This is a genomic window from Bradyrhizobium sp. LM2.9, from assembly GCF_054056555.1.
The window spans coordinates 1,641,614-1,656,562 of sequence record NZ_JBSRYJ010000002.1 but is presented as its reverse complement, the minus strand read 5'-3'; the positions used below and the strand labels follow the sequence as shown (position 1 = coordinate 1,656,562).

General features: G+C 62.5%; 12 protein-coding genes and 3 pseudogenes. 5 read left to right on the top strand and 10 right to left on the bottom strand.

Features of this window, described 5'->3' with window-relative positions; genetic code table 11:
* The first annotated feature begins 160 nt into the window (after window positions 1-160).
* The 3 genes and pseudogenes from ACVWW3_RS09240 (at window position 161) to ACVWW3_RS09230 (ending at window position 4,080) form a co-directional block, all read left to right on the top strand.
* Window positions 161-2,933: pseudogene (locus ACVWW3_RS09240) on the top strand (xanthine dehydrogenase family protein molybdopterin-binding subunit).
* Entirely contained in the window at window positions 2,930-3,454 is a 525-nt protein-coding gene (locus ACVWW3_RS09235; protein WP_456650252.1) for a (2Fe-2S)-binding protein, read from the top strand. Before ACVWW3_RS09240 ends, ACVWW3_RS09235 begins: the two are co-directional and overlap by 4 nt.
* A gap of 8 nt (window positions 3,455-3,462) precedes the next feature.
* Window positions 3,463-4,080 carry an Isoquinoline 1-oxidoreductase subunit gene (locus ACVWW3_RS09230; protein WP_456650253.1) on the top strand — a complete coding sequence of 206 codons (618 nt, stop codon included), beginning with the start codon at window positions 3,463-3,465 and terminating at the stop codon, window positions 4,078-4,080.
* A 64-nt stretch (window positions 4,081-4,144) separates the two neighbouring features.
* On the opposite strand, the gene ACVWW3_RS09225 is transcribed toward ACVWW3_RS09230, so the two are convergent.
* Complete coding sequence (locus ACVWW3_RS09225; RefSeq protein ID WP_456650254.1) at window positions 4,145-4,684, bottom strand: AAA family ATPase; 540 nt, start codon at window positions 4,682-4,684, stop codon at window positions 4,145-4,147.
* 125 nt (window positions 4,685-4,809) lie between these two features.
* On the opposite strand from ACVWW3_RS09225, the pseudogene ACVWW3_RS09220 reads away from it, so the two are divergent.
* Window positions 4,810-5,561 (top strand): annotated as a pseudogene (locus tag ACVWW3_RS09220) (IS5 family transposase).
* A 181-nt stretch (window positions 5,562-5,742) separates the two neighbouring features.
* Here the strand turns inward: ACVWW3_RS09220 and ACVWW3_RS09215 are convergent.
* The 8 genes and pseudogenes from ACVWW3_RS09215 to ACVWW3_RS09180 form a co-directional block, all read right to left on the bottom strand.
* A pseudogene (locus ACVWW3_RS09215) lies at window positions 5,743-7,153 on the bottom strand (DUF1254 domain-containing protein).
* Between the two features lie 51 nt (window positions 7,154-7,204).
* Window positions 7,205-8,629: a DUF1254 domain-containing protein gene (locus ACVWW3_RS09210; protein WP_456650256.1), complete on the bottom strand. Its 1,425-nt coding sequence runs from the start codon at window positions 8,627-8,629 to the stop codon at window positions 7,205-7,207.
* Window positions 8,630-8,991: 362 nt separating this feature from the next.
* The gene (locus ACVWW3_RS09205; RefSeq protein ID WP_456650257.1) at window positions 8,992-9,699 is read right to left on the bottom strand and encodes a GrlR family regulatory protein; all 708 of its coding nucleotides are present in this window, start codon (window positions 9,697-9,699) and stop codon (window positions 8,992-8,994) included.
* Window positions 9,700-9,990: 291 nt separating this feature from the next.
* Entirely contained in the window at window positions 9,991-10,140 is a 150-nt protein-coding gene (locus tag ACVWW3_RS09200; protein ID WP_456650258.1) for a hypothetical protein, read from the bottom strand.
* A gap of 102 nt (window positions 10,141-10,242) precedes the next feature.
* Window positions 10,243-11,064, bottom strand: coding sequence for a tetratricopeptide repeat protein (locus tag ACVWW3_RS09195; RefSeq protein ID WP_456652038.1), 822 nt, complete (start codon window positions 11,062-11,064; stop codon window positions 10,243-10,245).
* A 32-nt stretch (window positions 11,065-11,096) separates the two neighbouring features.
* A complete protein-coding gene (locus tag ACVWW3_RS09190) occupies window positions 11,097-11,780 on the bottom strand; it encodes a substrate-binding domain-containing protein (RefSeq protein WP_456650259.1) in 684 nt (227 codons plus the stop codon).
* 18 nt (window positions 11,781-11,798) lie between these two features.
* Window positions 11,799-12,500 carry a GrlR family regulatory protein gene (locus ACVWW3_RS09185; RefSeq protein ID WP_456650260.1) on the bottom strand — a complete coding sequence of 234 codons (702 nt, stop codon included), beginning with the start codon at window positions 12,498-12,500 and terminating at the stop codon, window positions 11,799-11,801.
* 197 nt (window positions 12,501-12,697) lie between these two features.
* A complete protein-coding gene (locus ACVWW3_RS09180; protein WP_247443494.1) occupies window positions 12,698-13,732 on the bottom strand; it encodes a glutamine synthetase beta-grasp domain-containing protein in 1,035 nt (344 codons plus the stop codon).
* Between the two features lie 537 nt (window positions 13,733-14,269).
* On the opposite strand from ACVWW3_RS09180, the gene ACVWW3_RS09175 reads away from it, so the two are divergent.
* On the top strand, window positions 14,270-14,470 hold the full coding sequence (locus tag ACVWW3_RS09175) for a DUF2735 domain-containing protein (RefSeq protein ID WP_456652039.1): 201 nt from the start codon (window positions 14,270-14,272) through the stop codon (window positions 14,468-14,470).
* 114 nt (window positions 14,471-14,584) lie between these two features.
* On the opposite strand, the gene ACVWW3_RS09170 is transcribed toward ACVWW3_RS09175, so the two are convergent.
* Window positions 14,585-14,896: an MliC family protein gene (locus ACVWW3_RS09170; RefSeq protein WP_456650261.1), complete on the bottom strand. Its 312-nt coding sequence runs from the start codon at window positions 14,894-14,896 to the stop codon at window positions 14,585-14,587.
* Between the last annotated feature and the right edge of the window lie 53 nt (window positions 14,897-14,949).

Here is a 14,949-nt window from a genome sequence, read left to right as displayed (position 1 = left end):
TCCGGCAAGCATACCGCATTCACCGGTTGTAAACCCCCAGACCCTTTCTATCGTCGTATGACGAATCATGACGGATTCGAGCTAGCATTGACGCGTACTCTCCGGGCGTCGATGCCGCCAGCATCATGATATTCTCGAAACCTTGTACAAGGATCTGATCATGGGGCCTTCGCGACGCGAGTTCGTGAAGTGGTTATCGGCGGGAGGCATTTCGGTCAGCCTGTCGCATCTTGCCTCGGCGGCAGGAGCTCCCTTCGCAGCCCAGGAGACGCTGCCTGGACGCGGCAAGTTCAATCCCGCGACAACGGGCGCCGGCCGTGTCGACGGGGTCGCCAAGGTCACCGGCGCAAAGCTTTACGCCTCCGACTTCCGCGCCAATGATCTGCCGGGCTGGCCGCAGGCCACCTCGCACGCGATCCTGGTCCGCGCCAATGACGCCACGCATGTCTATACCGGCATGGACCTCGGCCGCCTCGGCGGCGCGCTCAAGCCGTCGGTGGTCGTGACGGCCGCCGATCTCGACTGGATCGGGACGCAGGTGCCGGAATTCTATGCGGGCGACCTGTTCTGTCCGATCGGCAAGACGCCGCTCTATCTCGGCCAGCCGGTCGCGCTTTTGATCTTCGAAAAGTTCGACGCCTTCGACCAGGCGCGTCTCGCCCTGCGCGACGGCACTTTTGTTCAATTCGGCGAGGAGACCGGGCCTGTCGTCGTCCCGGATTACGGGGCCTTCCGCTTCACCCGCGTGGCAGGTCCCTCGCCTGACAAACCGGATGTCTATTCGCCGCTCCAGGCCGGCTGGGTCTCGCCGAAGAAAGTGCAGAGCGCGGCGCTGCCGGTGTGGTCGCCGCTCGCCAAGGAAATGCCGGCGGATTACGCCAAGGCGGCGAAATATGGCGAGCAGATCCGTGCCGAGCTTGCAGCGGATGACGCCTCCATGCTGGTGCTCGACCGCGAGTTCGAGACGCAATCGGTCGACCCGATGTTCCTCGAGCCCGAATGCGGGCTCGCCTGGTACAACGGCAAGGGCGGCGACCTCGAACTGCTGCTTGGCGTCCAGTCGCCCTACGAGGCGGCGGAGTCGATCGCGCATCTGTTGGGCAAGGCCCACGCGCCCTACAAGCCGGCGCACATCAACGCGCAGTTCGCCCATGTCGGCGGCGGTTTTGGTGGCCGCGATCACACACCTTTCATTCTCTATGTTGCGCTCGCGGCGGTCTGCTTTCCCGGCAAGCCGGTGCGGCTGGCGCATGACCGCTACCAACAGTTTCAGGCCGGCATCAAGCGCCACGCGATCAAGATGCGCTCGCGCATCGGCATTGATCGCGCGACCGGCAAGATCAAGGCGTTTGCCGCCGACCACGTGCTCGACGGCGGCGGGCTCGCCCATTTCTCGGCCAGCGTCGCCGTCGTCGCGGCCACTGGCGCAATCGGCATCTACGACATTCCGAAGGTCGACGTCAGGACCGTCGCCGTGCACTCGCGCGGCGTGAGCGCGGGCTCGATGCGCGGCTACGGCATACTGCAAGCCATGACGGCGCTGGAGGTCCTGATCGACGAGGCGGCGGTCCGAGCTCAAGCGCGATCCGATCGAATTCCGGCGGCGCAATGCGCTGCCCCAGAACGGCCGGACCATGACGGGCAATCCCTACATCGTCTCGGTTCGCACGCCCGAAATCCTCGACAAGCTCGAGAAGCACCCGATCTGGCAGCAGCGGGCACAGTTCAAACAGACATCGTCGGATCGGCTGGTCGGCACCGGCGTCGCCTGCGTGACGAAAGACTATGGCTCCGGCGCGGACGGCTCGCTCGGGCGCGTGGAGCTTGCCCCCGACGGCAGGATCGTCATCTATTGCGATCATGTCGAGATGGGCAACGGCATCGGGACGGCGCTGGCCAACCGGGTCGCCAGCCATCTCGGCGCCATCGCCGACGAGGTCTCGGTCGCCCGCGTCGACAGCTATGACGTGCTCGGGCTGGTCACATCAGGCGATCCCTCCACCATCGACCAGAAGACCCAGGATGCCGCGGAGAAAAATCCGCGCTGGGTGCCCGCGATCAGCTCGCCGACAAGCTCCTCGATTGGCGCGCATGTCGGCACGCATTCCGCCGCGGAAGCCGCCCGCGTCATCTTCCGCTTCGGCCTGTGGCCCGCGGCGCTTGAGCTGTGGCGCATCGCAAGGACTGATCCGCGGGCGCGGCAATGGGCCGCCGCAAGCTGGCAGAACGGCCAGCTCACGATGCCGGGCCTCGGGCCGCTGGCCCTCCCTGCGCTCGCCGCAACTGCGCATGCGCGCGGCTTCGTCACCGGTGCGGTTGCGCACAGTTTCTCCCGCTGGGCGTGGTCGCGGGCACGCTTTCCGCTGTCCGGCGAGCAATACCGCGCCGACATCGACGCGCTCGCGATCCGCCGCGCCAATGGCAAGTTCGAGCGGATCAACCGCGTCAGCGTCAAGTTTCCGCCGACCGACAACAACCGGATCGGCACCGCCTACACCTCGATGTGCGGCACGGTCGTCCGCGTCGAGATCGAGCGCGCAACCGGCGCGCTTCGCATCGCCAAGGCCTATAGCGTGTTCGAATGCGGCACCGCGCTGGTGCCCGAGGTGGTGATGGGTCAGGCCCAGGGCGGCTTCGCCATGGGCGTCGGCTACGCGCTGCTCGAAACCCTGCCCCCGTTCGAGGGCGGTCCCGGCAACGGCGAATGGAATCTCGGGCGCTATCTGGTCGCACGCGGATCCGACCTGCCGCTCCGCGATCTCGAGATCGAGATGCTGAAGCCGCAGACAACAGACGAAGCACCGAAGGGCATAGCGGAGGTCGTGATGATCCCGATCGTGCCGGCGCTGATCAACGCCATCCATGACGCCACCGGCCACCGCTTCCGCGCGCTGCCGGTCACAGCAAACCTCTTGAAGGGAGTGCTCGCGTGACCACCCTCAGCCTCACCATCAACGGCCGGAAGCACGGCCCGATGGACGTCCGCGACGACCTCTCGATGAACGATTTTTTGCGCGAGATGCTCGGGATGACCGGGACAAAGTTCGGCTGCGGGGCTGCGCAGTGCCTGAGCTGCGCCATCATCGTCGACGCGCCCGACGGCACCAGCACCACCAGCCCCACCTGCGTCGCGCCAGCCGTGTCCTTTGACGGCAAATCGATCCGCACGGTCGAGGGCCACGCCCAAGGCGGCCAGCTCTCGGTGCTGCAACAGGCCTTCATCGATCATTTCGCTTTTCAATGCGGTTATTGCACCGCCGGCTTCCTCAATGAGGGCCAGGTCTTGCTGGAGCGCCTGTCGCGGACACCGGTCGCGCGCGAGGCGCTGGAGCAGACCATCGCAGACGCGCTCGACGGCCATCTCTGCCGTTGCACCGGCTACATCAAATATCACGCGGCGGTGCGCGACGTGATCCTTGCCGATTCAAACCGCTACCTCGTGGCCGCCAAGTGACACGCGCCATGATCTCCGACGCGCGGTTCAAGCTGATTGCCATGGTCGCGGCACTCGCCGGCAGTCTCAGTGCGGGCTACGCCGCCTCGGAAAGCGCGGGCCATGCGCTGGCCGCGCCGGAAAGCTTCGCCGGCATCACTGAGACCGAGAAGCGATCGGCTGCGATCTTCACCGAGCTCGGCAACGTGCTGACGCATCCGCGCTGCACCAATTGCCATCCGGCCGGCGACAGGCCGCACCAGGGCGACAATGCCCGCCTGCATCAGCCGCCGGTCACACGCGGCGCCGACGGCCTTGGGCTCGACGCGATGCGCTGCAACACCTGCCACCAGAAGGCCAATTTCGAGCCCGGCCGCATGCCCGGCCATCCCGACTGGCATCTTGCTCCGCGGGAAATGGCCTGGGAGGGCAAGACCATCGGCGAGATCTGCGAGCAGATCAGCGATCCCGCGCGCAATGGCGGGCGCAAGGTGGAAGACCTGATCGACCATATCGGCAAGGACACCCTCGTCGGCTGGGCCTGGAAGCCCGGCTTCGGCCGCTCGCCCGTGCCGGGCACGCAGGAGCAGGCAGGCGCGCTGGTGGAGGCCTGGGTGAAGACCGGAGCGGCGTGTCCCGCGCCGTGACGCGAAGACGAGCACTCATCAACTCAATGTCGGCTTCCGAGCGTGAAGCGGCCTACTTCGCAGCCTAAGGCCTAAAACTTGGATCAATATTGGTCGTCCCGGCTCGCGACTTATCGATCAATTGGGCAACTTGTTCTCGGCTCTCTAGCCGCAACTTCGTACCTGGGAAATCGTTGAACAGCTTAGAGTGACCCGCAAACGACGAAGGTATCTGCCGAGTCCAGTAGGCCCCCGCCCACTTCATCAGTTCGGCGGCGTCATGATTTGTTGCTCCTCGCCGCAGACCGCGAGCCAGCAGACCGGCGCGGCAAAGGCTCCAGGGAAAATCCAACCAAATGAGAGCGGTTGCTTTGGGAAGGGCGACTTCCGCAAGCCATCCGAATGCACCTTCGATGATCCAGCGCGGCTGACCTGAAATATCGAGAACCATCTTTCGCGCGACGGCTTCATTTCGCTTTGAGCCAAAGCCATCGTCTTCCCAGTGCAACAGATCAAGATCAATCGCCGGGATATCGGCGAGAATCGCAATGGCTTCGGCCAACGTGCTTTTGCCTGAGCCGCTGTTTCCAATAATTACCGTACGTTCGATCAGAGGTTCAGGCATTCAACTTGCAGATGGTAGTTCAGCCTCATTGCCGGATAATATTTCGGTCGCTCATTGTCGACATGACCTAGGGTCTGTTGGGATTCAGGATTCTCATCGGGGCTTGGTTGTGATTCAAGCTTGGGATGGACCGATTCGTTTTGACTGACGCCCAATGGGCGAAGATGGAGCCGCATTGTCTTGGCAAGCCGGGAGATCCGGGCCGCAGCGGCAAGGACAACCGACTGTTTGTCGAGGCCGTTCTGTGGATCGCCCGAACCGGCAGTCCCTGGCGGGATCTGCCGGCGATGTTCGGCCACTGGAATAGCACATTCACGCGCTTTCGCGACTGGGTGAAGGCGGATGTCTGGAAGCGGCTGTTCGAGGCCATCTCCGACGATCCCGACATGGAATACGCCATGGTCGACGCCACCATCGTCAAGGTCCACCGCCACGGTCAGGGCGCAAAAGGGGGACGCAAAGCCAGGCGATCGGCCGCTCGAAAGGCGGCATGACCACCAAAATTCTGGCGCTCACCGATGCGCTCGGCAATCTCGTGCGCTTCGTGCTCCTGCCGGGACAGCGTTTCGATACGGTGGGCGTGCCGCCGCTCATCGAGGGATTGGCCTTCAACGCGCTGATCGCTGATAAGGCCTTCGATAGCAACGCCATCATCGCCGAACTCGAAGCGCGTGGCGCCAAAGTCGTCATCTCCCAGCATCCGCGCCGTGCACAGCCTCTCGCCATCGACAAGGAGATGTACAAATGGCGGCATCTCATCGAGAACTTCTTCGGCAAGCTCAAGGAATTCAAGCGCATCGCAATGCGCGCCGACAAGACCGACCAGAGCTTCACTTCAATGATCTATCTGGCCGCGGCCGCGATAAACTCCAGATGAATCCCAACAGACCCTAGTGAAGCCGCAAGGGCGCGCGATGTCCGTTGCGGGTCACAAGCGCCTCTGGGCTCCACGCCGCGCGACTTCGCTCGACTCCCCACTCCAGACCTGCCGCTGCACTGCGCCAACCGACGCGATGGGCCAATAGCAGAAGTGGTCACCGGGATGATTCCATTGAATCTTATCCTGCTCGCTGCAGCGGCGGTCGCTCCCACTTGCCTTCCACCGCTGCTTCTTTCGGCCAATAGAGGCGCATGATCATGGAGAACGGCCCCTTGGGGGCAGGCAGCCAGTTGGCTTCCTTTTCCTTACCCGGGGTTTCGTTCTGGATAATCAGCGTCAGCCCGCCATCGGCATCGCGCTTGAGCTGCGGCAGCATCGGTGAATTGATCAGATAGCGGTCGATTGGGTTGGCCACCAGCAGACTCTGCGGCTCATCATACATGGTCAGCGACCAGAACGCATTGACGGGCGGCAACTGGCCCGGCGCAAAGCGCATGGTGTTAACGGCTGGTGCCGTCCAGCTTCTGCTTCGTCGCATCCACGTAATAAGCGGGATACATCGCCTCCTGCTTCGAATTGCCGTAGATGCCGAGCACGGCGGCACCCATCCGGTAGAGGTAGTTGTTCTTCAGATACTGCCGCGTGCCGAAGACGTCGCCGGAGGCCAGCTTTCTCTCTTCAAAATCTTTCTTCAGGCCGGCGAAGGCAACCCAGGCATCGGCCATCCCCTGCTCGATGGCCGTCTTCATCTCGGGCGAGAGCTTGCTCGCGTCGAAGGTCTTGCCCGCGCCGACGCCGATCCTGGCGAAGCGCGCCATCAGCGCTTTCTCGGATGGGACCGTTGGGCAGAATTGCAGGACGAAGTTCAGGATGTTGAAGAACTGGAGTGAGGTCTCCTCCTCTGCAGGTGTCAGCGGTTTGATGAAATCAACGGCCGGGGCGGCGATGGGTGCAGGCTGGCCCAGAAACGCAGATAGCGGCTGTACCTTGTAGCCGGCCTGGACCTTCTTCACATTGTCGATGTCCTCAGGCTTGAAGAGCTGCGTGCGATAGGTGGGGATCGCCAATTCCGTCTCGCAACGAAACACCTTTTTGATGCCCTTCGGCGTTGCGCCTTTCCAGCCGGGCCCAGCGAGCAGGAAGCTGCCGCCTCCGTTGCCGGTCGCGCGTGTGCCGATGTAGTCAAAGTTGAAGGTGTAGTAATCGATCAGCTGGACGCTGAAATAGCGCTCCTTTTCGATCGCCGGCACCGTGAGCACGAGAGGTTCGGAGCGCAGGTCCGCGCCGATGAATGAGTAAGGCGTATCCGAGTTGGGTGTCTGAATCGCCTTGTCCGCGGGTGTAAAGACACGCGCGCTGTTCCATATCTGGTTAAAGGGCCCCTTGTATTCCGGGTTCGTCTTATCCATCCAATATGCATGCTGGATGCGGTAATTGTCCACGATCGGGAAGCCGTAGATATAAGCCTCCTTCGCAATGGCGCGGGCTTCTGCCGGACTGATGCCGGCCTGGGCGCGGGCTGCCGAGGAATGGAGTGCAGGGAGGACAGCAATCCCGCCGACAAAGCCTCTGCGTGTGATGCCCTTCATGTCTAAACCTCTCCGCTTCGTTCGAGTCGAACTGCCATGTCAGGTACGAATCTATGAGACCTTCTTGATGTTGGGCGGTTGCCATGCGCCTGTGCCCGGCGGCAGGATCGAGGGTGCTTCGGTCTTCGGCCAATAGAGCCGCATGACGAGGTAGATGTCCCCGTTCGGTGCAGGCAACCAATTGGATTCTTTGTCGGCGCCCGGTGATTTGTTCTGAATGTAGAGCGTCAACGAGCCGTCGGCGTTCATCTTCATGCCCGGCAGCATCGGCGAATTGATCAGGTAGCGGTTGATCGGGTTTTCGATCAGCAACTGCGTCTTGCCGTCGTACATGGTGACAGACCAAAAGGCGTCCACCGGCGGGAATTGTCCGGCAGGAAAAGTGAGGGTGTATCGGTGCTTCGAGCCGTCGAGGACCTCGCCATCAGCAAGCGTCTTCGTCATTGGATAAACGGCCTCGACCGCGTCGTTGCCATAGATGCCGCCCTTGGCTGCGGCAGCACGCTTCAGCCAATCGCCATTGTAGAACTGCCGGTCCCCGAATAATGATCCGATTTTCCATCCATTGACGTCTTTCTGTCCGCTGGCCAGATACTTTTCAACCTTCTCTTCGCCGTCTTTCATCCCCAGCCCGATTTCAAGCTTGTGCGTGATCGGAAGATTCTTGAATTCGAAGGTCTTGCCTGCACCGACGCCAATGCGCGCAAGCTTGGCGCGAATTTCCTTTTCCTCTGGTCCGGCTGGCGCGAACTGCAAGGCGAAGTCGAGATACTCGAAGAAGTTCTTCTTCACTAACTCCGCATTGGCCTTGGGAAAGTCGATCGCGGGCGCAGCGGGCGGTGCCGGCTGGTTGAGATAGGCCGACAAGGGTTGCGCCTTGTAGCCGGCCTGGACCTTCTCAACGTTCGGCATGTCTGCAGCATTGAAAAGTTGCGTGCGGTAGGCAACGGCCGAAAACTGCGTTGAGGACTGGAAGACCTTTTTGATGCCGGGCGGCGTGGCGCCCTGCCAATCGGGACCGACAACCATATAGTCACCGGCCTCGCTGCCGGTTGCGCGGCTACCGACATATCCGTAATTGAACGTATTGCCGTCGCACAGCATCACCGAATAATAGCGGCTCTTCTCGACAGCCGGCACTGAGAGAACGATCGGTTCGGCACGCAGATCGGTCCACAAGATCGAATATGGCGTGTCGCTATTGGGGGTTATGACGGCCGTGTCTTTGTAGGTGAAGACCCTCGCCTCGTTATTGATCTGATTGAACGGCGCCTTGAATTGTCCCGAATTCCTGTCCACCGCATACTCGTCCATCACCGCGTAGTTCATGACGATGGGCAGCCCGTAGATGAAACCTTCCTCGGCGATGGCCTTTGCCTCACGGATATCCGGCCATTGCGCCTGTGCAACTTTGGGCGACAATGCACATATCGATCCCAATAAAGCAGCGGCCAGCGCTCTCGCTCGAATAGTCATGTGAATCTCCCATACCGACACGCACGCAAAAATAGTGCAGCGATGATTATTCTCGGAATAGCTTTGGCGGTCTATGCGAAAACGGCAACTTGCCGCAAGGCATTGTGGTTGCTGGATTAAAACGTGAACTGAAAAGCACTTTCCCAATACTGCCCCGCAAATTCGTTCTGAAAAGGCCGCTTTGAGTCAATCGCGTCGGTTCGCCCCTGGGGCGATGACTTCCGGTCTGACTGGGCAAGCGGACAGGGTCAGATCGGACCGGCACGTCTCGAACGGGCCCACTTGCCGAGCTCGCCGTGAGTGGCACGTCAGGCCGCTTTATCCTCTCAAGCGGGACCATCCCAGATCTTTGGATAACCGTCCTAGGCCCGCCGCATCAGCTTGAGCGAGGCCGCCAGCCGTAGGCTGCGCTTGCCGGCGAGCGCGATGCCTTCGAGCTCGCCGCTGTTGGCCGTGCAGGTGCCGGAGAAGCCGATCCCGACCTCGTAGCCGCCGAACACGGGGTTTTCGCCTTTCGCCGGCGTATGCTCCTGGTTGAGCATCTCGCCCTTCCAGCGGCCGTCCGCCGAGGAATAGGAGCCGAGATAGTAGAAGAACGCATCTCCGCCCAGGATGCGTCCGTCGATCAGCAGCATCACGCCGGAGAGTCCGGCATCGACACCGTCGAGCGCGCGCAGGCCGATGCCGTAGAGCCCGTTGGCGATGCCACCCACTCCGATCGTGCCGCGTGGCGGCAGCGCTCCATCGTCGAGCCGCGTCAGATTGGCCCAGAAATGCCCCCCCGGCATGGTGTCCGCGCTGCCCGCTAGACGAATCTGGTCGCCGATTAATCGCCCGCGTGCGCCGATCGAGGCGACATCCGCGCCCATCAGCGGCTTGTGGTGAGGATCGTCATTATGCCGTTCGGTGATCACTTCGGCTACGATCTCGCCGTTGTCGCACTCCTGATACGTTCCAAGGTGCGCGAACGCCGAATTGCCGCCCAGCATCTTGCCGTCATGCAAGCACATGATGCTGCGGCCGAACGCATCGTGGATGCCGTATTCAACCTTGTAAAGTCCGTCCAGCAACGCAATTGACCTGTAAAATAAAATGGAATAGCGGGCTAACTAGCACCGCCGCCGCACCAAGGCCATCCGGCTTTTCCGCGCAGGGCCATTCGCGGAGCCACGCTTGCCATGATGCCATCATGCCCCTGTTTTGCCCGACGGAGCAAGTTGCTTTCGCTAAATCCGCAATGAGCGATTTCACCCAAAAGGGTGATTTCAGCAGCCAAGTGATTTCAACGACTTGGCTACTGTGCATGGGGTTGTTTTTCGACTTTTTTGTTGCGGCCGGCGCTGGACGGCCCTCCTCATGCGTCAGTGACGCTTGAAATACTGCACCTCGCGCTCGTGCTTTTCGGCCGCAGCTCTGCGTCTGAATGTGCCGAGGTTGCGGCGCTTGCCGGTCTTGGGATTCACCTTGCGTGAATAGAGGCGGTATTCGCCGGATGCCAGTTTGCGGATCATAGTTGCACTCCGTTCTGTCTCGCCATCAACAGTGTACGGACGAGCCAGGTTCCGTCACGCTTGCCTGCCAACGGCCGAAAGACCGCTTCCCTCCGGCGACGCTCAGAAGCACAGCGTGGTCACGAGCTTGCCCTGCTTGTCCTTGATCGCATAGGGACAGCGCAGCCGCTCCAGCGCCTGCTTGGCATCCTCGTCGCCGAGCGCTGCGGCGCGCTCGTAATAGGATTTCGCGGCGTCCTTGTCCTTTGGCCCGCCGCGGCCTTCCTGCGCGAAGGCGCCCATCCGCTCCAGCGCGCCGGGATGGTTTTGCGCCGCCGCCTTCTCGAACAGCGCGCGCGCCGCGGCGTCGTCCTTCGCGCCGCCTGTACCTTCGGAAAGCATCACACCGAGCTGGTACTGCGCCTCCGCATTGGTCTCAGCGGCCTTGCCGAGCAATGCGCGCGCCTGTGCGGGATCGGCCGGCGCGGCACCGCCGGTGCCGCCGAGCGCGGCGAGATTGCTGACGCCGCGGGGATTGCCGGCCTGCGCCGCCTTCTCGAACAATTTGCGCGCCTGCGCTTCATCCCTGGCGACACCGGAGCCGGTGCCGTAGGCCACACCGAGCTCGACCATTGCCGCACTCGATCCCTTGTCGGCAGCCTTGCGCCAGGCAGCCATCGCTTCGGCCGTCTGCCGGTTGGCCGCATAGGCGCGGCCGAGCGCGAACATCGCGCGCCGCGATGACGACGCAGCCTGCTTGCAGAACTTGATCGCGGTGGCGACGTCGGCGGCTGCAATCTCGGTCACGCCCCTGACATCTGCCGGCTTGTCGGGATCGCTGGGCTCGGCGGCGACCCGGTCGCACAGGACGAGATCGGCCGATTGCGCATGCGCCGACAACGGCACCGCAAGCGTGAGGAGGATGACAACGAGGAAGGTCCGCATGGACACTACGTTGGGTCCCCGCCCCGGCAAGTTCAAGGCTCGAGTCCCGATTGGCGCAGCACGGGGACGACCTCGGGCGACGCCAGGTAGCGCAGCAGCCGGTCCGCTGCGTCGGCTTGCTTTGCGCTGGCCATGCGGCCGGCGGAGAACACGGCCGGCGTTTGCAGGTCGTGCGGGATCGGGCCGATCACCTCGATGCCTTCGACCTGCTTCAGCTCGCTGATCTGCTGCACGGCGAGGTCTGCTTCGCCGCTCGCGAGCCGCTCCGCGGTAAAGCCTTGCTCGACGATAGCAGCCTTGGCGCTGATCTCTGCCGCGATCCCCATCCGCACGATCAACTGCGCGAAATAAACCCCGCTCGCACCCAGCCGCGAATAGGCGACGGACCGCGCCGCGAGCAGCGTCTTGCGCAATGTGGCTTCGCTGGAGATGGTGAGATGTACTTGCCCTGCCCGCACCGCGATGCCGACAAAGGAGCGCGCCAGGTCGGCCGCGCTTTCGGCGACCACGCGGCCCTCGCCGATCATCTCGTCGAGCCCCTCACGGGTGAGGATCACGAGGTCGGCGGCCTCGCCGTCGCGCAGCCGCTTCAGCAAGGCCAGGGTCGGCGCGAAGTCGGCATCCACATGGATGCCTGTCGCGTCTTCGAAGGCGGAGGACAGGCTGCGCATCGCGCCCATCAGGCCGAGCGTCGAGAGCATGCGAATGTTTTCCATGAGCGATTCCTGTAGCGATCAGGCGCGGTGCATCAGCTTGAGGGCGGCGGTCAGGCGCAGGCTGCGCTTGCCGGCGAGCGCCGTCGCCTCCAGCACCGCCTGCTCGGCGTCATAGGTGCCGGAGAAGCCGATGCCGACCTCGTGGCCGCCGAAGATCGGATCGTCCTTGGCCGGCGTGTGCTCCTGATTGAGGATCTGGCCCTTCCAGCGCCCGTTGGCGGCGGTGTAGCTGCCGAGGTAGTAGAACGAGGCATCGCCCCCGAGGATGCGGCCCTTGTTGAGCAGCATCACGCCAGTGAGACCGCCGTCGACGCCGTCGAGTAGGCGCAGATGCACGGAGTAGAGCCCGTCGGCGATGCCGGCTTCGCCGACGCCGCCGGCAATCGGCACCTCGTCTTCGGTGATCGGCGTCATCAACGACTGGAAGGGCACGCCAGGCAGCTCTTTCAGCTCGCCCTTGAAACGATAGAGATCGCCGTCGGCCCAGCCCTTGGCCAGCAAGGTCGCATCGTCGGTACCCGCCATGGCGCGGTAGCTCGGATCGGGGTTGTGGCGAACGGTGCTGATCACGACCTCGACGCCGCCTTCGGTCTTGGCGTAGGTGCCGATATGGGCGAACGCCGAATTGCCGCCCAGCATCTTGCCGTTGCTGGCATGCATTACACTTCGGCCGACCCCGTCGCCGAGCTGAAATCTCACCTTGTAGAAGCCTTCAAACACCAGCCGTCCCCGGCCCTGCGCGCATCCAGACGCACTCTATCCCGCTTTCGGCGGCGATGGACAAATTTCGCGCGATCGAGGTCCGAGGGGCCTCCGCAACGACTGTCATCAGGATGCAAAAATCCGCCGGAGTCTTTCGACTTCCGGCGGATCAAAGTCCAACCCGGGCCAGTCCCCCAGCCCGGGCCGGGAGGATCTTAGGCCGCGGCCTTCTTGTCGGCCGGCACGGACGCGATCGTCTTCAGGATCTGCGAAGCGATCTGGTATGGGTCGCCTTGCGAGTTCGGACGGCGGTCTTCCAGATAGCCCTTGTAGCCGTTGTTGGCGAAGGAGTGCGGAACGCGGATCGAGGCACCGCGATCGGCAATGCCGTAGCTGAACTTGTTCCACGGCGCGGTCTCGTGCTTGCCGGTCAGACGCTTGTCGTTGTCCGGGCCGTAGACGGCGATATGGTCCATGATGTTCTTGTCGAAGGCCGCCATCAGCGCCTCGAAGTACTCCTTGCCGCCGACCGTACGCATATACTCGGTGGAGAAGTTGGCGTGCATGCCGGAGCCGTTCCAGTCGGTGTCGCCGAGCGGCTTGCAGTGGAATTCGATGTCGATGCCGTAGCTCTCGGTGAGACGCAGCAACAGGTAGCGAGCCATCCACATTTCGTCAGCGGCCTTCTTGGAGCCCTTGCCGAAGATCTGGAATTCCCACTGGCCCTTCGCAACTTCCGCGTTGATGCCTTCGTGATTGATGCCTGCCGCGAGGCAGAGGTTGAGATGCTCTTCGACGATCTTGCGCGCGACGCCGCCGACGTTCGCGTAGCCGACGCCGGTGTAGTACGGACCCTGCGGCGCGGGATAGCCCGAGGCCGGGAAGCCGAGCGGACGGCCGTCCTTGTAGAAGAAGTATTCCTGCTCGAAGCCAAACCAGGCGCCGGAATCGTCGAGAATGGTCGCGCGCTTGTTGGTGGAGTGCGGGGTCTTGCCATCGGGCATCATGACTTCGCACATCACGAGCGCGCCGTTCTCACGCGCGGCGTCGGGATACACGGCGACCGGCTTCAGCACGCAATCGGAGCTGTGGCCCTCGGCCTGCTGGGTGGAGGAGCCATCGAAGCCCCAGAGCGGAAGCTGCTCGAGCGTGGGGAACGACGAAAATTCCTTGATCTGAGTTTTGCCGCGCAAGTTCGGAGTCGGCGAATATCCGTCGAGCCAGATGTACTCGAGCTTGTACTTGGTCATTGAGCCTCTCTGTAGATGATGCGAAAGGTGGGGGCCGTAGGCCCCCGCACGATTGTTTACCCGGCCACCATCGGCCGACCCTTCACAAGCATTTAACGTGCCAAAAGGCCGCAGTGCGGGAGGTTTTCCACCGCTACCGGCCTGCCCTCGCTCGAGGCAGATCGACCACCGCGGCGTGCGTCATAGCGGCGCACCTTTGCGTGAAGCTGCACCGCAAAAATCCCGCTGAAAACGCCTGATTCTGGAGCAGGCGAACGCGTGCCGGAGGTTGCCGATGAAACGCGCATCAGCGTCCAGCAATTTTCGCAAAGGCGCTGGCCCCGGCCCGCAACCTTTGGAATGGCCAACGCGTTGGTCACGGCCATGGTGCCTTGGGGGATGCAGAAGGCTTCTTGCCTACAAAATGGGCTGCAACTGATTTCCTTTTCAGCACTTTGCATTTCAGGATGCGCGGCCGATATGGGGAATCCAGTAACCACAATCGAACGAGTCGGGCGCACCATGGAGGCGATCGCCTGGGCCGGAGGAGAAATCGAAATGATGAACAATGGTCTGAGTCACGGATCTGCAACGATCTACCAATTCCCTGTCGGGGGCCGCGCGGCGCTCGCAGGACGCCGCTACGGTGAAACCGGCCTTGCCGATCACGTCTCTCTCCCCGTGAACGAGACGATCTGCAGCGGCAACTGGTATCATCAGGACGCGATCGACGAAGCCAAGCCGAAATGGGATCGCTAATGCCTGTGGTCGGTTTGTTATCGCCGCGCTCTCTTGGGCGACCGGCGGCAGTTTGAAAAAGGGTCGAAACAACGATGTTTTGGCCCTTTTTGATTCCTGCGGGATTGCCGCCGTTCAGATCCCCGCACAAGCCGTGACCGGCCGCTTCAGATGCCTGACGGTGGTGCTCCCGGTCTTGCCGATCACAAGCGTGATCTCCGCCCCCGAATAGCGCGCGCCGGAAACCGTCAGCCGCTTGGCGAGCGTGACCGGCTCGCCGTCGATCTGGAGGAAGGCGCGCTTGTCCTCGTCATAAAACCCAACGATGAACTGCGTACCATCGGCGCAGCGATAGCTCCGGAACGTCTGCGCATCGGCCTGCCGTGCACCGATAATTCCGCCCGCCAGCATGGCGACCGCCAAAAGAATGGCCTTGTGCCGGCCCATGATCGCCCCCTGTAATAGATCTCAAGGACGCCCGTCGCGCGTCCATGGAACCA